This is a genomic window from Enterococcus sp. DIV2379 (assembly GCF_050542965.1).
Taxonomy (GTDB): domain Bacteria; phylum Bacillota; class Bacilli; order Lactobacillales; family Enterococcaceae; genus Enterococcus_D; species Enterococcus_D entomosocium.
Genome location: NZ_CP172938.1, coordinates 3,450,743 through 3,471,142 on the forward strand (window position 1 = coordinate 3,450,743; position 20,400 = coordinate 3,471,142).

The window sequence follows — 20,400 nt, forward strand, 5'->3', positions numbered from 1 at the left end:
TATTAAAAGATTGTTCAAAAAAACGCATGATGAACCAGATGCGCCTGTCAGTCCTCCTCTGAAGCCAAGGGAAATGATAGCAGACCCACCCGCGTCTGATTGGCAAGAAGTGTCGGGCTATCAGCCGGCGCCTGCAGAAGATTATCCGTTAGTCAGTCTGATAGCCGCCGCACTAGGTGCCGAGTGTTCCCCTGAAAGTCAGTTTGTCATTCGAAGAATTGAGAAACGCAATCCTGAATTTAAGCGAGTCGCCCTGATTGCCGCCAGTATTGCCGCAGGAGAGCTGCCTGATTCTCAGTTCACAATCAAAAAAATAGCCAAAAAAAATGAAAACAAGTGAGGGAAAAACATGTTACGTAAATTTAAAATAGCAATCGATGGGCAAGAATACCTTGTCGAAATGGAAGAAATCGGTGCGCCGCAACCTACCGCTCCTGCCCCAGCAGTGCCAACACCGGCTCCTGCAGCGGTACCTGCTCAACCAGAGGCAGTCAGCACACCAGAACCAGAAGTAGCACCACAGCCAGTGCCAGCTACACTTCCTGCTGACGGCGAGCCGATTCATTCTCCAATGCCGGGAACGATTTTACGTCTCTTGGTCAATGTGGGGGATACTGTGCAAGAAAACCAATCATTGATGATTTTAGAAGCCATGAAGATGGAAAATGAAATCGTGGCACCAAAAGCAGGAACCGTTGTTGCCATTGCAGTCAATGCGGGCGATATGGTCAACCCAGGAGAACTGCTGATTACGATCGGCTAATTTATTGAAAAGGAAGTGACGTAGTGGAAACGTTAATTGAAGGTGTAGTCGGGTTAGGATCGGAGCCGGGACGGATCGTTATGATGCTCATCGGTGGTCTATTGATGTATTTGGGGATCAAGAAAGAATATGAACCAACCTTGTTGGTCCCTATGGGATTGGGCACGTTGTTAGTGAACTTCCCGAACTCAGGTGTGTTAAGTGCTGGTGGAGAAGCTGGCCCGTTCCAAGTATTGTTTGATATGGGAATCTCAACTGAATTGTTCCCTTTGCTTTTGTTTATCGGGATTGGTGCGATGATCGACTTCGGTCCATTGCTGCAAAATCCATTTCTTTTATTGTTTGGTGCCGCTGCGCAATTCGGGATCTTCTTTACGATCATCGTTGCCGTGCTGCTTGGTTTTGATTTAAACGACGCAGCTTCCATCGGGATCATCGGTGCCGCTGACGGACCAACGTCGATTTTTGTCGCAAATACGCTGAACTCGAAATATATGGGTGCGATCATGGTAGCAGCTTACTCTTACATGGCGCTAGTACCGATCATTCAACCGGTAGCCATCAAAGCTGTGACGACCAAGCACGAACGAAAAATCCGCATGACGTATCGTGCCGGTGAAGTTTCGCAAACGGCAAAAATTTTGTTCCCGATCGTGATCTCGATCGTAGCAGGGTTGATTGCTCCTGTTTCATTGCCATTGGTCGGATTTTTGATGTTCGGAAATCTCTTGCGGGAATGTGGTGTCTTAGATCGTTTGTCCATCACCGCTCAAAACGAACTGGTGAATATCATCAGTATCCTCCTAGGTTTATCAATTTCTGTGAAAATGCAATATGAAGAATTTTTACAAGTCGATACATTGATGGTTATTGGTTTAGGGCTGGTTGCCTTCATTATGGACTCGGTCGGCGGCGTGTTGTTTGCGAAAGTGCTGAACTTGTTCCGTAAAGAAAAAATCAACCCAATGATCGGTGCAGCTGGTATCTCTGCGTTTCCAATGTCTAGTCGTGTCATCCAAAAAATGGCGACAGATGAAGATCCGCAAAACTTTATCTTGATGCATGCAGCCGGTGCCAACGTTTCAGGACAGATTGCTTCGGTCATCGCCGGTGGCTTACTGCTGGCACTGATTGCTTAGGTCACTAGAAAGGAGAGGAAAATTATGAGTCAAGATTTACTGACTTCATTTGAATTGTTGTTATTCGGTTGGGGCGGCGTCTTTGTCGTGATCCTGATCATCTACTTCGCATCCTTGCTTTTGTCGAAGCTCTTCCCAGTAAAAAAATAAAGAAGGCATTGTATGTATACCCTAAAAAGAATCTGGCTGCAAAAAGATCCGGAAGTCTTTTTGCAATGGCAAAAATTGATCACCCGTGCTGGCTTAGCCGTCGGTGAAGAAGTAGCCTATACCGTCGGCATTTTTGACCAGCAAACCTTGATTGCTACTGCTTCTTGCTATGCCAATATCATCAAGTATGTGGTGGTCTGTGAAAAAAAACGCTCCGAACAGCTGTTGACGCAATTGATTTCGCACCTTAGCGATCATATCAAAGACGAGGGCTATACCAAGTCCTTCGTCTATACAGCACCGAAAAATCGTCTGTTTTTTGAATCTCTCGGGTTTCGTGAAGTGCTCGCTGCGCAAGACATCTTGTTCATGGAACAAGGCGTTCCTTCTTATGAAAGCTATGCCCAACAACTGCAACGGCAGCGAATCGGACAAAACAACGGCGCGATCGTGATGAACGCCAATCCTTTTACCAAGGGACATTTGTACTTAGTCGAAACGGCTGCGAGTCAAAAAGAACAGGTTTATGTGTTCGTTTTATCAGAAGGCCGCTCGCAATTTTCTGCCAGTGAACGGCTGCAGATGGTGATGGATGGCGTGGCTCACCTGCCAAATGTAACGGTGCTGCCAACCAACAACTATCTCGTCTCTTCGGCAGTTTTTCCCAGTTATTTCTTGAAAGAGCAAGCACCTGAGGCGATCGCCAAAAAACAAGCCGCCTTTGATGCAACCCTCTTCAAAGAAAAAATTGCCCCGCTGTTGGCGATCACCACGCGTTTTGTAGGCTCAGAGCCTTATTCGCCCGTGACCCAACTCTACAATGAGGCGATGGCTGCCGTTTTTTCTCCCGAGCTTGAACTGATCGTGATCGACCGTCTGAAGATCAACCAATCAACCGTTTCGGCTACAAACGTTCGGAAAGCGATTGCAGAAAAAGATATACCTTCCTTGCAGCAATTTTTGCCAGAAACAACGTTCTCATTTTTAATGCAGCATAACTATATTTAGAGGTGATAATAAGTGGAAATCAAAAAAAGTGCGGTTGCCGGCTCCGTTGAATCCAGTGATATCTTGATCGCGATCGAGCCCACCACAACCCAAACCATCGAGCTGACCCTCGATAGCAGTGTCGAAAAACAATTCGGCAAACAAATTCGCGCCGTCATCCTTGAGACGCTGAACCATCTAGGCGTGACACAGGCCAAAATCACCGCCACCGATAAAGGCGCATTGGACTGTACCATCAAAGCCCGAACTCTGACAGCCGTTCATCGGGCCGCCGAACAAGAACAGTATGCTTGGAAGGAGATCGACACATGGAACGTTTAAGAAGAACGATGATGTTTGTACCAGGAGCTAACGCTGCCATGCTACGGGATGCGCCATTGTATGGCGCCGATTCCGTTATGTTTGATTTAGAAGATGCGGTCTCCTTGAATGAAAAAGACTCTGCTCGGACACTGGTGCATTTTGCCTTAAAAACCTTTGACTATTCTGCCATCGAAACCGTCGTGCGCATCAACGGACTCGACACGGTGGGTGCCTTTGATATCGAAGCGATGGTCCTAGCGGGGGTCAACGTCATTCGTCTACCGAAAACCGAAACCGCCCAAGACATCATTGATGTTGCCGCCGTGATTACACAAGTGGAAAAAGACAATGATCTACCGGTAGGAACCACCAAAATGATGGCTGCCATCGAGTCGGCCGAAGGCGTTTTAAATGCCCGAGACATCGCCACAGCTTCCGACCGCTTGATCGGGATCGCTTTAGGGGCAGAAGATTATGTCACCAATATGAAAACCCGTCGCTACCCAGATGGGCAAGAGTTGTTGTTTGCCCGCAGTATGATTTTGCATGCAGCTAGAGCTGCGGGGATCGCCGCCATCGATACCGTCTTTTCTGATATCAATGACACAGATGGCTTTATCGCTGAAACGACCCGCATCAAGCAGCTTGGTTTTGACGGAAAATCAGTGATCAATCCCCGGCAGATTCCCCTAGTTAATGGGATCTATGCGCCTTCAAAAGCCGAGATCCAACAGGCCAAAGAAGTGATCTGGGCCATTCGTGAAGCCGAAAGCAAAGGTTCTGGTGTGATCTCCTTGAATGGCAAAATGGTCGATAAACCAATCGTTGAGCGAGCGGAACGCGTGATTGCCCTTGCCAAAGCAGCGAAATTGATTACCGAGGAGGAAGTGTAATTATGGTGTTAAACAAAGCAGGAAAAGACATCCCTGAATGCTATGCCAACCAATACGGGGTCTTCGAAAATGAAACAGCCAATATCCATGCCTACAAAGAAGCGAGTCGCAAGATCGAGCCAGTCCTGCCGGGCAAAAGCAAGGTCTTGGGCAGTATTCGTGAAGCCATTGAAAAAACAGGGTTAACGGACGGCATGACGATCTCCTTCCACCATCATTTTCGCGAAGGGGACTTTATCATGAATCTCGTTTTGGACGAGATCGCAAAAATGGGCATCAAGAATCTTGCGATTGCCCCTAGTTCCATCGCCAATGTCCATGAACCATTGATCGGACATATCAAATCTGGGGTCGTGACCAATATCACCTCCAGCGGTCTGCGGGACAAAGTCGGTGCCGCAATCTCCGAAGGCATTATGGATGCCCCAGTCATTATCCGTTCTCATGGCGGTCGGGCTCGTGCGATTGCCGCCGGCGATATCCACATCGATGTCGCCTTCTTAGGGGCGCCTAGCTCAGATGCGTATGGCAATGCCAATGGTACCGTCGGAAAAGCAACCTGTGGCTCATTGGGCTATGCGATGGTCGATGCAAAATACGCCGACCAAGTCGTGATCATCACCGACACCCTGGTGCCGTTTCCAAATACCCCAATCAGCATTCCCCAAACGGATGTCGATTATGTCGTGGAAGTCGACGCCATCGGTGATCCTGCAGGGATCGCAAAAGGTGCGACCCGCTTTACCAAAAATCCAAAGGAATTACTGATTGCTGAGTATGCAGCCAAGGTCATCACGAGCTCGCCTTACTACCAACAAGGCTTCTCCTTCCAAACCGGAACAGGCGGTGCCGCATTAGCCGTTTCTCGTTTTTTACGCGAAGCAATGATCAAAGATGAGATCAAAGCCAGCTTTGCCCTCGGCGGCATTACCAATGCCATGGTGGAACTGTTAGAAGAAGGATTAGTGGAAAAACTGATCGATGTCCAAGACTTTGATCACCCTTCCGCACAATCGCTAGGGAAAAACGCCAATCATTACGAGATCGATGCCAATATGTATGCCTCACCATTAAGCAAAGGGGCGTTTATCAATCAATTGGATACCGCCATTCTTTCCGCACTGGAAGTCGACACGGATTTCAATATCAATGTCATCACCGGTTCTGACGGTGTGATCCGCGGTGCTTCTGGTGGCCACTCAGATACCAGTATGGCGTGCAAAATGAGCTTAGTGATCGCTCCTCTTGTGCGGGGACGGATCCCAACGATCGTCGATACCGTCAACACGATCGTCACGCCAGGCGCCAGCATTGATGTCGTCGTCACAGAAATCGGGATCGCCATCAATCCAGCTCGCAAAGACCTGATCAGCCATTTTGAAGCATTGGATATTCCCCAATACACCATTGAAGAATTAAAAGAAAAAGCCTACAGCATTGTCGGTCAACCCGAACCAATCAAGTACGGGGAAAAAACCGTCGCTTTGATCGAATACCGCGATGGCACGATCATTGATGTGGTCAAAAATGTCTGATGCCCTATTTTCAGGAACCCCTGTGACGCTAACCGATATGCTGCAGGCGCGAGAAAATAGAAGCTCCCTTCAACGGGAGCTTCTCGCTGCGGATGAAAAAGCGGCATTGCTTGTTGCCACCATGAATATTCCCGGTCCCGTGAAAAATTCTGTCCCATTGACCGCCGTTTTTGAAGAACTCATTACGGAAATCGAAGAGGCCGTCAAGGAACTGATTCCACTGGCAAACCTCTACCGTAGTTTGGAAACTGGACCGGAATATTATCTCGTACTGCCCACAGATCCTTATGAACTAAAACGAATGATGGTTCAGATTGAGACCCATCATCCTTATGGTCGATTGGTGGATCTGGATGTCTTAGCCAAAAACCAAGACCAGCTTTTACCTATCAGCCGCACCGAAATCGGACTGCCGGCAAGAAGCTGCTACGTCTGTGAACAAGATGCCAAAGTTTGTGGCCGTTCTAGAACTCATAGCGTAGCAGATATACAGCAGCAGATCCGTAAAATCATTCAGGAAAGAGTGAAAGAATGAAAAAAATCCAATTTACCGAAACCGTCTTGCGGGACGGCCAACAAAGTCTGATCGCCACGCGAATGCCTACCAGTGATATGCTGCCGATTTTAAAAACCATGGATCAAGCAGGCTATCATGCCCTTGAAATGTGGGGCGGCGCGACCTTCGATGCTTGTCTGCGTTTTTTAAATGAAGACCCATGGGAAAGATTGCGGGCGATCCGCAAAGAAGTGAAAAATACCAAATTGCAAATGCTCTTACGGGGACAAAATCTCTTAGGTTACAAAAACTATGCCGATGACGTCGTTGCTGACTTTGTGACCAAATCGGTCGAAAACGGCATCGACATTCTTCGTTTGTTTGACGCCTTAAATGATGTTCGCAATTTAGAAACCGCCATCCGCGCCACAAAAGCAGCCGGTGGACACTGTCAAACGGCAATCTCTTATACTACTAGCCAAATCCATACCGTGGATTACTTCGTTGACCTTGCCCATAAAATGGCAAACCTCGGCGCCGATTCCATCTGTATCAAAGATATGGCCGGCGTTTTGACGCCGCAAACCGGCTACGAGCTGGTCAGCCGAATCAAAGATGCCGTCGATCTGCCGCTAGAAGTCCATACCCATGCCACCAGCGGCATCGCTGAGATGACCTACTTAAAAGTTGCGGAAGCCGGTGCAGACATCATTGATACCGCCATTTCCTCTTTTGCTGGCGGCACCAGTCAGCCAGCAACCGAATCTGTGGCAATCGCCTTAGAAGATTGCGGCTTTGCTACGGGACTTGATTTGCAGAAAGTCGCTGAGATTGCTGAACATTTCAATCCCGTTCGTGATCGTTTCCGCGAAGAAGGACTACTGAACCCGAAAGTCAAAGATATCGAACCTAAAACCTTGATCTATCAAGTACCTGGTGGCATGTTGTCAAACCTACTCAGCCAATTGACGGAACAAGGATTGCAAGACAAGTATGAAGAAGTCCTAGCAGAAGTACCAAAAGTCAGAGCAGACTTGGGCTATCCGCCACTAGTGACCCCATTGTCGCAAATGGTCGGTACCCAAGCCTTGATGAATGTGATTTCAGGAGAACGTTACAAACTTGTCCCAAGTGAGATCAAAGATTACGTCAAAGGACTTTACGGTCAATCGCCAGCACCCATCACCGACGAAATCAAAGAAACAATCATCGGAGATGCTGAAGTGATCACCGTCAGACCAGCTGATCTACTGGCACCACAACTGCCAGCCTTTCGGGAAGAAATCGCTGAGTATGCCCAAAGTGAAGAAGACGTGCTGATGTACGCCCTCTTCCCTCAGCAAGCCCAAGACTTTTTAGGCCGACGAGAAGATCCCTTTTATGATGTCCCCGTACAGACAGTGTCTGTGAGGATTGCGGTGGATTAACAATGAAGCCAGAAATAGAGAAAACAACTTAAAGTGCCCCTCACAAATTCGCTTGCTTTAGCAAATTTGTGAGGGTTGTTAGCATTTACGGATATTTTCATCTTCATTTTTACTAAACCGCCAAGCTCGAAAGCCCCGCGCTGTATCCACCTCGCCAATAATCTTGTATTAGTCGCTTCTCGCTCACGTATTTTGGGTAGCTGAGAAGCCAGGATTGTGCTTCCGCTCCATCCATTCTATAATCAGCTAAAAGAAGGGTTTTAAAGGAGGGGTTATCCATGCAACGATACATCGCTTTATTAAGAGGCATCAATGTCGGTGGAAAGAACAAAATTTCTATGAAAGAATTGAAAGCCGGTTTTGAAGAATTGGGATTTAGCAATGTGGTCACTTATTTGAATAGCGGCAATGTGATTTTTTCCAGTAAAGGGGATGATCCACAAGCCCTTGTCGAAATGATTCAAGCAATGATCAAACGGTACTTTTCCTTTGATATCGCTATTTATATCATTCGCCAAACAGAGCTGCAGGAACGCTTGACCCATATACCTGACTGGTCAGGAACGGAAGATAAAACCATCTATGACAACCTGATCTTTTTGATGCCTTCACTGTCCTACGAGGTGTTATCTGAAAAACTCGGGGCTCCGAATGCCACCCTTGAACAGGTTTTTCCTTACAAAGACGTCGTCTTCTGGTCCTACCTCCGCAAAGACTATCAAAAAACCAATTGGTGGAAAAAAACAGCCAGCACTAGCGTCGGCAAGCAGATTACGATTCGGACCATCAATACCGTACGGAAGATTGCGGAGCTGTGAGGACATTCTAAAAAATATTCCTGTTTCAGCTTATAAGAAAAACCGTCAGCAGGAGTCCCTCTGACGGTTTTTCTTTGACTATCGAATCGTCTTTTTCGCTTGATGGATTTCAATAAAAAGTGCCAGCAGAAACGTGAAGGTTACGATCCAAATTGAATATTTTTTCAAAATAAGACTGATAAAGGCTAGTAAACAAGCACCAATGACAAATGAGAGCACGACGATCGTATAGTTATGGGCATTGCGTTTTTGAAGCGACGTTTTATTCCGTGAGGTCAGATACAGATACCATTCATTTAGCATTTTCCGATAATTTCCTGAGGTCATCATGATCGTATAAGGATTTCCTTCGATTTGCGTTCCAGTAAACGTCAGCATCAGCAAGCCACTGCCAAAAGCAAGCAGACCAATTTTAAAAAGGTGCAAGTTTTGAGACAACAAGGGAATGATCAAGCTCGATAAAATAACAGGTAGCATGGTGTAACTGCGCCAATAATGACTGAAATTGCTGCGCTTTAGAAGAATACCTAATAAAAATCCTACCGTAAACAAAACGATCGATACAATCTTAGGCAGCATTTGCTGCCAATTATATTGGGATAAATTCGAAGCCATCAAAATAATGTTCCCAGTTTGAGTAGCAACTAATCCATGAAAGTAATTATGAGAATAGACATCTAATGCCCCACCTGAAAAAGCCATTAAAATCGCAAACAGACGACTGTTATTCGAGACAGCGACAACTTTATAAATTTTTTTTGCATAGTAGATTCCTCAATCGCTTGATAATTTTGCTAATAGCATTTGTTTTAGACGCTTTTCTTCTATTGATACATGAAAAAGATCGTTTATCCTTGAAATGGAGTTTTTTTCAATAGTAAGTATAACAGAATCAACATCTCCTCTTACTTTAATGCAAAGAAAATAAATAGCAAGTAAAGAAGCCCAACAAAGCAAACTTCGTTGAGCTTCCCATGCCCGAGATTCGAAAAGAAACCTTTCGCTATCTTTTCATCCAGAAACCAATAGTTCAAACGTACCTGCTTCTTATATGCTACTGGTTTTGCATGGCGGGCAGGTCATCCTTATTTAGTTTATTTAGATAAGGAATCATCATTAAGACACCCGCAACAAACGCGATACCTTCTGTAATCGTCATTGACCAAATCAATCCATCCAATCCATAGAAATGATGCAGCACTAAAACGATTGGAATAAAGAATGTTCCTTGAATCGTGGACATCACTCCGGTCTGAGCACCTAGTCCAGATGCCTGAAAGATGCCCGTGAATAAACCAGAGAAACCATTAAAGATCGAAGAAACCAACTGGGCCCCTAAAATCGTTAAGCCAACTTGGATCACACGAGAATCACTTGTAAATAACCCCAGCACAGGCACTCGCAACCAATACACAATCAAGGCAAAAAGGATGGAGATCCCACCTATCCACAAAGATACTTCTTTTAGTGCTTCTTTCACTCGTTTCGTGTTATGGGCAGAGAAACTGTAAGCAAATAACGGTATGACACCCAAAAATAGACCCATTGTTAAAAATTCCGGTAATTGCGTGATTCGAACAGCGATACCAAAGCTAGCCACAACATTGTCCCCATACTCAGCAGAAAAATTGTTCAACAATAATGTGGTGACGATCATGAAAGCTGATTTAAACAGCTCGGATACCCCTATTTTATAAACTTCTAGCTGATCTTTGATTGAAAGTTTCATGCTTTTTAAAAAACCCTTCAATGTCTCGCTTTTCGTTTCTAGGAACCAGACATAATACGTTGTTGAAGCGATATTCGCAATCACCAGTGATAGCCCTGCACCGATCACATGTAGGTTAAAGACGAGAATCAATAATGCATCAAGTAGGATACTCACTGCAACACTGACAAACATGCCATACATTGATTCTTTTGATGCCCCTTCTGAACGCACCAATTGTTCCAAAGCAAAATTTAAAATGAACGATGCTCCACCAACAAACAAAATCAGTGAATATTGTTTTGTATACAAAAATGTCTGCCCACCTGCTCCTAGTAAATGAATAAATGGATCCATGAAAATTACTGCGACAATCCCTATGATTACACCGAGCAGGATGCTCGAGTAAAACGCATAGCCGGCAACTTTCTTGCCCTTTTGAGTGTCTCCATTGCCTAGTAGTCGTGTGATATAGCTTCCTCCACCAACACCCAGCATGTTCCCAACGGCCATCAACAGAATCGTAATGGGCATCGCCAAGGTAATCGCCGACATCATATTGGTATCATGGATCAATCCAATAAAATAGGCATTAATCAAATTATAGATCGTCGTGGTTGAAATACCAACCATCATCGGGATCGATAAATGGGCAATTGCCTTTCGCACCGGACTTTCGCTTAAGTAGTAAATATTGGATTCATTCATTGTGACTTCTTCCATGATGATTCCTCCTTCTATTAGATAGTTAACTGTTAGAATTCTAACTTTAAGGCAATAAGCAGTGATTGACTGCTTATTGCTCATAGACTTTGATCGATTTTTCTTAACAAACGAGTCAGTTCTTCGACTTCTTCTGCATTCAGTGCTTGGACCAGTTCTTTTTCTGCCGCATAAAAAGCTTCATTGGTTTGATCAATCAACGCTTTTCCTTTAGGTAAAACGTATATATTTTTTTGCCGCTCATTATTTTTTGGGATGCGGCGTTCGATATACCCTTTTTTTTCTAACCCTTGAAGCATACTTGTGATACTGGCATCACGACGTTGAAACACTTGGGCCAAATCCTTCTGAATCAATCCCTTGTCTTCATTTTGTGCGATATACGCAATCATTCTTCCTTGCTGCTGACTGATATCCAGGTCTTTTATACGCAGTTCCATCGATTCCCGTGACTTATTCATAATGGAACGCATCAAATTCGAAACGATCAGTTCCTCCAAAACGACTCCCCCTTTGCCAAATGTTAGATATCTAACTATTCGAAAAGAATATACACCGGTTAAAAAGGAAAGTCAATAAAAAGATTCGCTACCTAATAATTAGATCTCTAATTATTTTCAAATCCAATAATGGTAGTAAGGCTCAGGGAGTTCCACACTGTGGAAAAGTTACTCACAAAAGCAGACAACAAGGGACTTTTTATTGCCTTTGTAGTAAACGTGTATAAAAGAGACTCTGGGTTCATCGATTTTTTCCCCTCATGGTATCAAAGCCAATTAGAAAAGTAGGCTTTATTTTCCGCTCTTGCTAGCGAAAAAAAGAAAGCTTATCCAGAAATCATTTTCTGAATAAGCTTAAACTGATTTATCGATCTAATTAAAAAAATTTTCGTCAACTAAGATCGGCTTCAATACTGTAGTAGGTATTATGAACTCTTGTGTCCCCATGTATCCAGCCGAAACTTCATATTTATCAAACGAAATAACTAGTTCATGATTTTCATTAATATAAAAATTCGGATCATTCTCCAACCAATTTGTATCTTTATAGTCTAAAACCCAATATTTGATATCGCTATTTACTCTCATCCGCTCTTTCATTTGGTGCTCAATTTCCTGAGCCAGCACCTCTAAATAGTTTTCCGTTTTAAATAACATCTTTAATGATAATAAGACCTCGTTCTTTTTATCGAATGTATCAAATCGATGTTCGACATTGGTGCTCCCCACTGTCTCTTCAAATGTACGGTCGATTACTAAAAATCGATTATCATTGACTTTCACATCATAGGTACCACTGACATACATTTGTTTTTCGTCCACCTTATTTATTACGTCTATATAACTTTGATATGCTCGTTGTCCTTCACGGAGATATTTTTCATTTAATTGCGAATACACTTGATTTTCTTCTGTTATCTTAGGCACATCAATAGTGATTTCTGCCTCCTCTTGACTGAACAGAAGCGTTTCCCCAGTTATAATTGATACCAAATCCCCCAAAATAGGTATTTCTGATGCAAAACCTCTAAAGGTAGTATTTTGAAGCATAATCAAAAAACTAAAAACCACCAAGATCACGCTTTCGACGCCTCTTCTAAGTACTTTTCGCTTCTTTTCTTCGTATACCTTTGCCTTTTCTATTTGAAAACGTGCAACTATTTCACGCTTTAATTGTTCTTGGTTTTCTCCATCAAACGTGTGCTGTTTCATTTCGCTCATTCTCCTTTTCATATCTTATTTTTTTTAATTTAAAAGATGCTTAAATTGAACAAGAGAACGGTACATCTTCGTTTTCACCGTATTCTCATTTAAATTAAGTATTTGAGCAATTTCCTGCAAGGTAAATCCATCAAAATATTTTAAAATGATGATATCTCTTTCCGGACTAGGCGTTCTCTCTAGAATTTCCTTTAGTTCAAGAAATTCACTTTGATCGAAACGAAAATGTCTTAGTTCTATAGTTTCTTCAAAGGCTAACCCAAATGGTCTTAGTCTCTTCACTCGCCATTGATCAATCGCGGTTCTTACTAAAATTTTATAGAACCATGCTTGAAAATTATCAATTTCTACTGTGTTTCTAAAGCTTTTTAACGCCTTTTGAAAGCTATCCTGCAGGACATCTAAAGCATCTTCGTGATCATAAACATAACTGTAGGCAATTCGATACATTTGATCATATTTACCTTCTATCAGTTCTTCTAGTAGATGCTCATAATAGCGCACTTTTTTTGTTTGACTTCTATGCTTAAAAATAAAGATCACTCCTTCAACAACTCTCCAAGGGACTAGAAAAGACTGCTATTTAATTTCTCTTTGGTCAGCTAAACCAAAATACTGATTTAGTGGTTTTTGTCCATAAGAGAGCAATTCGCTTATAGTCACAAACTCATAGCCTCTTTTTCTTAGTTGACTTACCATTTCTGGAATGGATTCTACGGAACGTTCATGGATATCATGAATCAAAATGATTGATCCATTTTCTACAGTATCAATTACCTTATTTACAATCAAATCTTTATTTTTGACTTGCCAATCTTCAGAGTCTACATTCCATTGAATAATAGGCAATCCGATGGTTTTGGCAACGGCGCCGTTTACTGCTCCGTAAGGTGGTCGAAAGAGTTTTGGCAATACCCCTGTAGCATGAAATATTGCCTTATCAGTCTTCAGTACTTCTTCTTTGACTTTATCCAGGGTTACTTGAGTCAAGTCTGGGTGAGTGTATGAATGACTGCCAATTTCATGCCCCTCTCCCACTATTTTTTTCGCGACCTCTGGGTTCTTATCAACCATCTGACCTAAAACAAAAAAAGTCGCTTTGATCTTTTCTTTTTTTAACTCTCCTAGTAATTTTTTCGTAGACGTATCGTTAGGTCCATCATCAAAGGTGAGCGCGATATAGTTTCTTTTTTGGTCTAAGGATTTTTTCGGCAGATTATTATCAGAAACGATCGCTGGATTAATAAAAGGCAGAATTTTTTCAATGTCGACATTCATCTTTGTCACCCCTAAAACCTCTTTATCAAAAGCGATTTGTATTGAGTGGGGGAGAATGGTTATCTTACTATCCTTGCTTAAAAAGTCATTTGTTAACACTTGATCTAATTCGTCCTCATCAATTGTTGATTTTAATTTAGTTCGAGTACTAAGTAGCTGTTCTTGTACAATTCTGTTTATCGCAAGCAAGTCTGATTCATCGTTGACAATATCTTTTAATCGAGGCTCATTTCGATTTTTGGATAAGAGTATTTCAGATAATTCTTTTAATTCACCTAAATATTTCAAAGACTTTGTTTTATCATCCCAAATATATTCCTTTGTTACTAATTGTCGATTAATAAGGGCATCATTCACCTTTTCCTCATTGACATAGGAAAGCACCATTGACCGAGAATCCTTCAATTGTTTCGAAGCAACCTGAGTTTGAGCTTCCAATTGTTTTATAATATTTTTATTTTCAGTCGCAGAATAGTACAGGTAATATTTATTGTATTGATTATCGCCACTCTTTGATTCTTCAATCTGAGTGATATCACGATCAAAAAATTCAGTTTTAATTGTTTTTTCGACTTGCGTTTCAAAATTTGTTTGTTCTTCTCCATACACTTGACTCATTAGATACTTATACGTGACACCCACTACTAACGTAAGAATCAGTGCACAGAATATAGCTATTAACAATAATTTTTTTCTCATAGTATTTCCTCTCTTTCGTTGTTCTATAGGGTATGACGAAAGAACAGGTCAAATAGTTTCATTTATTAGCAAGTTTTTATCAATCGTGAACTTTCTTAATCGTGATTCCTTTATCTCCATAATGTTGCTGTCTAAATTCATTAGCGAAAAATAGTAACTTCCAAATTATTCGTTTTTTCCTATCTTTTCCTTTAAGGTTTAGCTTTGACATCAGACCTTTGCATTTTCCCTTAACTATGTCATTAGACAATAGCGTTAGTTCTTAATCTTAATACTTGCGGAAAACAAAAAAAGGCTTCAAAAAATTTTTTTTCGAAGCCTTTTTTAAGATAATTTTTATTTATGCAAAACCTATGACACATTGAATACGATAGAATTCTTCTTTTCTACACTTAGATCATAACCACAGATTTCTTTGAAATATGTCTTGTAATCATTCTCAGTAATTCTAATAATCTCATCTGCTGAGAAATCGTCGAATCGAGATAATTCTGAAACTAGATTCATCTTTGCATCAAGTCCTAGAATTTTTGGGAGCACTTCCCAGAAATTATCTTTTGAAATCGATTCAATCAGCTGACCGAATTCAGTTAGGTGTTTTTCGCAATATACTTCCAATTTTTCACGTTCAATACCTTTTTTTATTTTCTTAAAATTGAAGTAGTAAGAAAAGGTTTCGTGGTTGTTTCCACCGTCCATTCATTTGCCCCTCTTTCTATGTATTTTTCCTAAAATTTTATTTGTATCAGCTAAACGCTATTATCTTGCCTTCCTTTTTATAACAATTAAATAAAACTGCCCTATCAGCTCCATCGAGGTGTTCTGATAGGGCATAAGTAATTATAGAATACTCTGCCTACTCATTTATTTGTTCACTAATTATAGTAATCAGTCGTTCCATAAATGTGTCTGCTTTTACTCAATAGTAATAAGATAGAAAATACTATGAGTGCATACCCCAGGATGATCAAACTGCTTGTGTTTGAAGAACCTGTTTGCGGTAATTTCCCTTGTCCGATTTGAGAAGTATCTGCGACGATCGTTTTCTTATTGTCATCGTCTGCTTCTTCCTCTTCCTTCGCTGTTTCACCAATTCGACCAGTCACAGTGACCTGCCCTGTTGTCGCCTCTGCGACAACAGTTTCTGATAGCTCCCAGACAGTCAGAGCCAGTAATGCAGCGATGAAAAAAATGATTCTTTTTCGTTTTTTCATACGATAGATCCCTTCTTTACTGGGATTTCAGTTTTTAGTCTTCCTCTACATCCGACGCAAAACTCAAGACCAATTTGAAACTTGGGTTTGATTCTTCTGATGCATTGGCAGGTGTTGCTTCACCAGTGAACGCAAACGTCCCTTCATTCGTTCCTTGGTTGCCTTCAAGGGTAAACAATTCTGTTTCTGTTACAGTTGGTGTGCCGTTTTCAAACAACTCAATCCCGTTTACGTTTAACAAGTCTACTTCAGACATATTCAATGGTGTATCAACACCTGCAACAGAAGCGATCACACCAACTGCTGAGTTATTTGTCACTGTGTACGTAGGCGAAACGATCTCTGTATGACTTGACGCTTCAGTCGTATAGAACAAAGCAGTCGTTGGAATCGTTACATTGATCCATTGGTTCAAGTCATCGGGATTTGGTCCAGGTGTTGTATTCTCGAATTCACCGATGATCCCGTTTACTTGAACATCTCCTGACGTATCGCCTTCACGTCCATCAATAGTTTGTGTCGCAAAAGCGGTGGTGCCGCTTGCGATTACTCCTGCGATCGTTGCTGTACTTAGAATAGCTGCTACAAATTTTTTCATTTTTATTTCCTCACTTTTCCTTTTTTTAATTCTTAACGATAATCGTTAATTCAGCTTCAGTGACCCCTTGTTTTTCTTTGCTTTCAGGGTCGTAAATATTGATGGTGGCTTTGGCAGGATACTCTCCTTTTGCCAATGGTGTCGCTAAGGCGACATTTTCAACAAATTGATTTGGATAGATCGCACCGGAAGAATAGATGACTTCCCCGCTCGCCAGTAAAGAGATGTCCACGGCGATTGGGTACACATTGGTGCCTGGATTAACGATTTCGATGGATCCCGTGCTTTGACCATCTTCAAAAATGGCTTCTGGATTGATTTGCAGGGTGAAATAATTCGCATCTGCAATTTCCTGCGCCCGTTCAGATAATCGCTGATCGGTGGCATCGCCAGATTCAGGCAAAAGGTCTGCACTGATCAACGGAACCGCTTCGTTTGATTGATAGAAATAGTACCCGAGTCCACCGGCAAGTACGGCCAATAGCAACAACCACCAGAGCCATTTCCGTCGTTTTTTGTTTTCGGTTTGATTCGTTTGCTCCAATGGATTCACCTCCTTCACATTTGGTACGATCTTTTTTTCTTAGTCTCGTGGAACAAAGCGTAAGACGATGCGATAATTCGGTACAAGTAAGTCTTCATAATACCCGCCTTGATCGGCTTCTGAATCAACGACCCACTGGGGATAGTCCCCATAGAAATCCCCCGTTAAGGAAATCGGCACGCGACTTCTTTCTTCTAAGCGAACCAAGTGTTGTTCTTCCATCGTTTCATAGAGTTGGATCTGGGTTTCTTCCGTTTTTAGGTTCAATCGCAACAGCGGGGTTGAGATATCGTCATAAGTAAGGGTTGGGTCTTCCTCTTCGCTCTCACTTTCAGCGTAATCGAGGGGATCTTCTCCCTCTTCTAACAAGACGATTCCGGCAGAATCATCGATCGCCAATTGATTGATATAGGTATCCACAGCAAGTGGCGATTGATTGCGGATCTCATACGCTTGGCTTTCAAAATTACGATTCGATTCCGCCGGATTGTACAAGGATTCAAAGACCATTTTGGTCGGGATCGTTACTCGCATATGCTCAAGTTTCGATGTCACATCGATACCGATGGTCATCTGGTAGGCTTTATTCCCCACCTCAAGAACAGCGAAGTAACTGCCGTCTTCGTCCACTTCTCGTGTAAGATCCGTTTCTACGATGCGAAAGTCATCCGTCATATCCGCTTCCGTCAACACATTTACGGCTTGCGCGCGACTTTCTTGAAGGATCAAAGCATCTAATTCTTCTTGCGTGCTTAATTCATTAATTTTGAAACGGTCTAAAGTGAAGTTATTCGCTCGATAATTAATTCCTTTTATGACTGTTTGTTCTTCCGTTCTATCACCGGTCGTTTCAACAGAAGGTTTCGAAACTGTAATCGTTACCTTTGTCTCGGTCTCAAGACGTTCATTCCCTATCAAATCAATTTGGAACTGTCGGACTTGTTGATTTGACTCTTGATAATCGCCCCAAACAATTCGAGGATCATCTTTTTCAAGAACTACCTTATCTCCAGACGTCGTTTGGTAACTAATAGTCAACTCATCTACGGACTCTGTTGCATATCCAGTAATAGTTTGGGACTGATCGCTTACTCGATCAATGCTTGCGACAAGCTGTTCTGGAGCTACTCGCTCCCAGATATAGGTTCCTGGGGAACTACCATCATAGTTAGCCATAAACTCAGTTGAGTTTTCAAAAGTTATAACCGAACCATCACCCGACAAATTTTCTTCTAGCGTCCAGCGTCCAGTATATTGTTCAGTACTTGGGATTGCTGGTAAGTTTGCAGCAGCAGAAAAAATAGATTGTTCTCCTAATGTTATTCTATTTAATGTGTTAGTATTACCAAACATACTCTGCATATTAGTTACCTGAGAAGTATTCCAGTTGCTGACGTCAATTTCTTCTAAGTCACTTGCATTGGTAAACATGAATGCCATGTCTGTTACTTGTGAAGTGTCCCAATTGCTAACATCTATCTTCTTTAAAGAATTCGCATTTTGAAACATCGTTCGCATATTAGTTACCTGAGAAGTATTCCAGTTGCTGACGTCAATTTCTTCTAAGTCACTCGCCTGGGCAAACATGAATGCCATGTCTGTTACTTGTGAAGTGTCCCAATTGCTAACATCTATCTTCTTTAAAGAATTCGCATTTTGAAACATCGTTCGCATATTAGTTACCTGAGAAGTATCCCAGTTGCTTACATCTATTTCCTCTAAATTCACATTGTTAAACATAGTTTGTGTAGACAGTAAACTAGAGGTGTTCCAGTTGCTGACGTCAATTTCTTCTAAGTCACTCGCCTCGGTAAACATGAATGCCATGTCTGTTACTTGTGAAGTGTCCCAATTGCTAACATCTATCTTCTTTAAAGAATTCGCATTTTGAAACATCGCTCGCATATTAGTTACCTGAGAAGTATCCCAACTACTAACATCTAGTATATTCAGTGCACGGACCTGACTAAACATGAATCTCATGTCTGTTACTTGAGAAACATCAAACTTATCAGCATTTTCGATAGATTCCAATTCTGCTAGTCCATCAAATAAGAAGGAAGAATTTCTTGGTAAAGTAACAGAATCATTGACTAAGATTTTCTTGACCGATGGATAAGTTTTCCAAGGAGCAGTTGCAACTGCTCCAGCTTCTCCACCATACAAGATGATCGTTTCTGAGATACCATCATATAGCCATGGAACGGATCCCCACATTTCAAATATTTCCCATGTATACGTACCTGGAAAACAGCCATCATAACTTGTCATGAATTCACTTGAACTGGTATACCTGATCCCAAGATTTTCTGTACCTGGTTCCAACTTCCACCCACCGGTATAACCGTCTGTTTGTTGAATCGCTGGAAGCTGAGTGTCAGCTGAAAACAAGCTGTTTTCTCCGAGTGTCAATGATTTTAAATTAGTATTATTAAATATCTGACTCATATTTGTAACACTGGAAGTGTCCCATGAACTAAGATTCAATCGTGTGAGAGATCGGGTTAAATTAAACATTCGGCTCATATTCGTAACTTTTGATGTGTTCCATGTTCCTAAATCTAAAGTAGTAAGACTATTGGCTTGAAGAAACATGTCCCTCATATCCGTGACATTTGATGTGTCCCATGCTCTTAAATCTAAGGTGGTAAGACTTTGAGCATTCATAAACATTTGACTCATATCCGTGACACTTGATGTATCCCACGATGCAAGGTCTAACCTAGTAAAAGCTGCGGGTGTGGCCGCCAGATTCCCAAACATAAGTCTCATATTAGTCACATTTGACGTGTCCCAATTACTAACATCTATTTCCCTTAACCGCCATGTAACTTGAAACATACTCTCCATATTAGTGACGTTAGAAACATCTAGTTTGTCTGCATTCTCTATGACTTCTAAAAGTTGTAATTCCCTAAACATCCCCGACGAGTTACTAGGTAAAATCACTTGATCTTCAAAAATTATTTTGCGAATGTGACGATACTGCCACCATGGCGACTCTCTTGCCGCCCCTGCTGTTCCGCCACCTACTATGATTGTTCCTTCTCCTTCGTAATAAGACCAAGGTACAGTCCCCCATAACCCTTGATCTGTAGGTATCCCTCTGACTAAAATCGAGTCTGTAACTTTACTATCTCTTTTTTCTTGTGCCACTGCCACAGACTCTATTTCTTGTTTTAGTTCATTGTCATGTGAATTTTCTGATATATTGCTATCTACTACTTTTGATGTCTCACTCTCAAATAGTGTATCATCTGAATATTCGTCACTATCTGATTCATTTATTTCTTCTCTTGATGATTTGGATTGAGCAATTTCGTCTTCTTGACGAACATGAACCTCGGCAAAAACAATAATAGGATGAAAAACTTGAACAACCA

At 42.0% G+C, this 20,400-nt stretch carries 22 protein-coding genes; 11 read left to right on the plus strand and 11 right to left on the minus strand.

The window, feature by feature from the left end; all coding sequences use genetic code 11:
* Nucleotides 1–73: 73 nt before the first annotated feature.
* The 11 genes from IGI92_RS15880 to IGI92_RS15930 all read left to right on the plus strand — a co-directional run bounded on the left by IGI92_RS15880 (nt 74) and on the right by IGI92_RS15930 (nt 8,532).
* A complete protein-coding gene (locus IGI92_RS15880) occupies nt 74–340 on the plus strand; it encodes a hypothetical protein (RefSeq protein WP_223597790.1) in 267 nt (88 codons plus the stop codon).
* 9 nt (nt 341–349) lie between these two features.
* Nucleotides 350–763: an acetyl-CoA carboxylase biotin carboxyl carrier protein subunit gene (locus IGI92_RS15885; protein WP_194188581.1), complete on the plus strand. Its 414-nt coding sequence runs from the start codon at nt 350–352 to the stop codon at nt 761–763.
* A gap of 23 nt (nt 764–786) precedes the next feature.
* Nucleotides 787–1,902 carry a sodium ion-translocating decarboxylase subunit beta gene (locus IGI92_RS15890; protein ID WP_005233072.1) on the plus strand — a complete coding sequence of 372 codons (1,116 nt, stop codon included), beginning with the start codon at nt 787–789 and terminating at the stop codon, nt 1,900–1,902.
* 24 nt (nt 1,903–1,926) lie between these two features.
* Nucleotides 1,927–2,052 carry an OadG-related small transporter subunit gene (locus IGI92_RS15895; RefSeq protein WP_008381833.1) on the plus strand — a complete coding sequence of 42 codons (126 nt, stop codon included), beginning with the start codon at nt 1,927–1,929 and terminating at the stop codon, nt 2,050–2,052.
* A gap of 12 nt (nt 2,053–2,064) precedes the next feature.
* Nucleotides 2,065–3,060 carry a [citrate (pro-3S)-lyase] ligase gene (citC, locus tag IGI92_RS15900; RefSeq protein WP_430607430.1) on the plus strand — a complete coding sequence of 332 codons (996 nt, stop codon included), beginning with the start codon at nt 2,065–2,067 and terminating at the stop codon, nt 3,058–3,060.
* Nucleotides 3,061–3,072: 12 nt separating this feature from the next.
* On the plus strand, nt 3,073–3,381 hold the full coding sequence (gene citD, locus IGI92_RS15905; RefSeq protein WP_005230465.1) for a citrate lyase acyl carrier protein: 309 nt from the start codon (nt 3,073–3,075) through the stop codon (nt 3,379–3,381).
* The gene (gene citE, locus IGI92_RS15910; protein WP_430607434.1) at nt 3,369–4,256 is read left to right on the plus strand and encodes a citrate (pro-3S)-lyase subunit beta; all 888 of its coding nucleotides are present in this window, start codon (nt 3,369–3,371) and stop codon (nt 4,254–4,256) included. The genes citD and citE overlap by 13 nt, the downstream gene beginning before the upstream one ends.
* Before the next feature lie 2 nt (nt 4,257–4,258).
* The gene (gene citF / locus IGI92_RS15915) at nt 4,259–5,791 is read left to right on the plus strand and encodes a citrate lyase subunit alpha (RefSeq protein ID WP_005233060.1); all 1,533 of its coding nucleotides are present in this window, start codon (nt 4,259–4,261) and stop codon (nt 5,789–5,791) included.
* Nucleotides 5,784–6,326, plus strand: coding sequence for a citrate lyase holo-[acyl-carrier protein] synthase (citX, locus tag IGI92_RS15920; RefSeq protein ID WP_430607438.1), 543 nt, complete (start codon nt 5,784–5,786; stop codon nt 6,324–6,326). The genes citF and citX overlap by 8 nt, the downstream gene beginning before the upstream one ends.
* Nucleotides 6,323–7,714 carry an oxaloacetate decarboxylase subunit alpha gene (locus IGI92_RS15925; RefSeq protein ID WP_430607441.1) on the plus strand — a complete coding sequence of 464 codons (1,392 nt, stop codon included), beginning with the start codon at nt 6,323–6,325 and terminating at the stop codon, nt 7,712–7,714. Before citX ends, IGI92_RS15925 begins: the two co-directional genes overlap by 4 nt.
* Nucleotides 7,715–7,992: 278 nt before the next feature.
* The gene (locus IGI92_RS15930; RefSeq protein WP_430607443.1) at nt 7,993–8,532 is read left to right on the plus strand and encodes a DUF1697 domain-containing protein; all 540 of its coding nucleotides are present in this window, start codon (nt 7,993–7,995) and stop codon (nt 8,530–8,532) included.
* Between the two features lie 78 nt (nt 8,533–8,610).
* Here the strand turns inward: IGI92_RS15930 and IGI92_RS15935 are convergent, their stop codons facing one another.
* The 11 genes from IGI92_RS15935 to IGI92_RS15985 form a co-directional block, all read right to left on the minus strand.
* Nucleotides 8,611–9,234, minus strand: a complete 624-nt coding sequence (locus IGI92_RS15935) for a YoaK family protein (RefSeq protein ID WP_430607446.1) — start codon at nt 9,232–9,234, stop codon at nt 8,611–8,613.
* 352 nt (nt 9,235–9,586) lie between these two features.
* Nucleotides 9,587–10,963: an MATE family efflux transporter gene (locus IGI92_RS15940; protein ID WP_430607448.1), complete on the minus strand. Its 1,377-nt coding sequence runs from the start codon at nt 10,961–10,963 to the stop codon at nt 9,587–9,589.
* An 80-nt stretch (nt 10,964–11,043) separates the two neighbouring features.
* Nucleotides 11,044–11,424 carry a MarR family winged helix-turn-helix transcriptional regulator gene (locus tag IGI92_RS15945; RefSeq protein WP_016613715.1) on the minus strand — a complete coding sequence of 127 codons (381 nt, stop codon included), beginning with the start codon at nt 11,422–11,424 and terminating at the stop codon, nt 11,044–11,046.
* A gap of 411 nt (nt 11,425–11,835) precedes the next feature.
* A complete protein-coding gene (locus IGI92_RS15950) occupies nt 11,836–12,675 on the minus strand; it encodes an RsiV family protein (RefSeq protein ID WP_430607450.1) in 840 nt (279 codons plus the stop codon).
* A 33-nt stretch (nt 12,676–12,708) separates the two neighbouring features.
* A complete protein-coding gene (locus tag IGI92_RS15955) occupies nt 12,709–13,227 on the minus strand; it encodes an RNA polymerase sigma factor (RefSeq protein WP_430607452.1) in 519 nt (172 codons plus the stop codon).
* A 36-nt stretch (nt 13,228–13,263) separates the two neighbouring features.
* Nucleotides 13,264–14,661: a polysaccharide deacetylase family protein gene (locus tag IGI92_RS15960; RefSeq protein WP_430607455.1), complete on the minus strand. Its 1,398-nt coding sequence runs from the start codon at nt 14,659–14,661 to the stop codon at nt 13,264–13,266.
* Between the two features lie 351 nt (nt 14,662–15,012).
* Complete coding sequence (locus IGI92_RS15965; RefSeq protein WP_194188590.1) at nt 15,013–15,360, minus strand: DUF7006 family protein; 348 nt, start codon at nt 15,358–15,360, stop codon at nt 15,013–15,015.
* A 176-nt stretch (nt 15,361–15,536) separates the two neighbouring features.
* A complete protein-coding gene (locus IGI92_RS15970; RefSeq protein WP_194188591.1) occupies nt 15,537–15,875 on the minus strand; it encodes an LPXTG cell wall anchor domain-containing protein in 339 nt (112 codons plus the stop codon).
* 34 nt (nt 15,876–15,909) lie between these two features.
* Nucleotides 15,910–16,473: a hypothetical protein gene (locus IGI92_RS15975; protein ID WP_429968883.1), complete on the minus strand. Its 564-nt coding sequence runs from the start codon at nt 16,471–16,473 to the stop codon at nt 15,910–15,912.
* 25 nt (nt 16,474–16,498) lie between these two features.
* Nucleotides 16,499–17,017: a hypothetical protein gene (locus IGI92_RS15980; protein WP_430607459.1), complete on the minus strand. Its 519-nt coding sequence runs from the start codon at nt 17,015–17,017 to the stop codon at nt 16,499–16,501.
* Nucleotides 17,018–17,056: 39 nt separating this feature from the next.
* Nucleotides 17,057–20,173 carry a BspA family leucine-rich repeat surface protein gene (locus IGI92_RS15985; protein ID WP_430607461.1) on the minus strand — a complete coding sequence of 1,039 codons (3,117 nt, stop codon included), beginning with the start codon at nt 20,171–20,173 and terminating at the stop codon, nt 17,057–17,059.
* Between the last annotated feature and the right edge of the window lie 227 nt (nt 20,174–20,400).

Excerpts from the sequence above, each read along its gene's own strand:
- IGI92_RS15880 (WP_223597790.1), top strand. The coding sequence starts at position 74 with ATGATAGCAGACCCACCCGCGTCTGATTGGCAAGAAGTGTCGGGCTAT.
- IGI92_RS15885 (WP_194188581.1), top strand. The coding sequence starts at position 350 with ATGTTACGTAAATTTAAAATAGCAATCGATGGGCAAGAATACCTTGTC.
- IGI92_RS15895 (WP_008381833.1), top strand. The coding sequence starts at position 1,927 with ATGAGTCAAGATTTACTGACTTCATTTGAATTGTTGTTATTCGGTTGG.
- citC (WP_430607430.1), top strand. The coding sequence starts at position 2,065 with ATGTATACCCTAAAAAGAATCTGGCTGCAAAAAGATCCGGAAGTCTTT.
- citE (WP_430607434.1), top strand. The coding sequence starts at position 3,369 with ATGGAACGTTTAAGAAGAACGATGATGTTTGTACCAGGAGCTAACGCT.
- citF (WP_005233060.1), top strand. The coding sequence starts at position 4,259 with ATGGTGTTAAACAAAGCAGGAAAAGACATCCCTGAATGCTATGCCAAC.
- citX (WP_430607438.1), top strand. The coding sequence starts at position 5,784 with ATGTCTGATGCCCTATTTTCAGGAACCCCTGTGACGCTAACCGATATG.
- IGI92_RS15925 (WP_430607441.1), top strand. The coding sequence starts at position 6,323 with ATGAAAAAAATCCAATTTACCGAAACCGTCTTGCGGGACGGCCAACAA.
- IGI92_RS15930 (WP_430607443.1), top strand. The coding sequence starts at position 7,993 with ATGCAACGATACATCGCTTTATTAAGAGGCATCAATGTCGGTGGAAAG.
- IGI92_RS15935 (WP_430607446.1), bottom strand. The coding sequence starts at position 9,234 with ATGGCTTTTTCAGGTGGGGCATTAGATGTCTATTCTCATAATTACTTT.
- IGI92_RS15940 (WP_430607448.1), bottom strand. The coding sequence starts at position 10,963 with ATGGAAGAAGTCACAATGAATGAATCCAATATTTACTACTTAAGCGAA.
- IGI92_RS15945 (WP_016613715.1), bottom strand. The coding sequence starts at position 11,424 with ATGAATAAGTCACGGGAATCGATGGAACTGCGTATAAAAGACCTGGAT.
- IGI92_RS15950 (WP_430607450.1), bottom strand. The coding sequence starts at position 12,675 with ATGAAACAGCACACGTTTGATGGAGAAAACCAAGAACAATTAAAGCGT.
- IGI92_RS15960 (WP_430607455.1), bottom strand. The coding sequence starts at position 14,661 with ATGAGAAAAAAATTATTGTTAATAGCTATATTCTGTGCACTGATTCTT.
- IGI92_RS15965 (WP_194188590.1), bottom strand. The coding sequence starts at position 15,360 with ATGGACGGTGGAAACAACCACGAAACCTTTTCTTACTACTTCAATTTT.
- IGI92_RS15970 (WP_194188591.1), bottom strand. The coding sequence starts at position 15,875 with ATGAAAAAACGAAAAAGAATCATTTTTTTCATCGCTGCATTACTGGCT.
- IGI92_RS15975 (WP_429968883.1), bottom strand. The coding sequence starts at position 16,473 with ATGAAAAAATTTGTAGCAGCTATTCTAAGTACAGCAACGATCGCAGGA.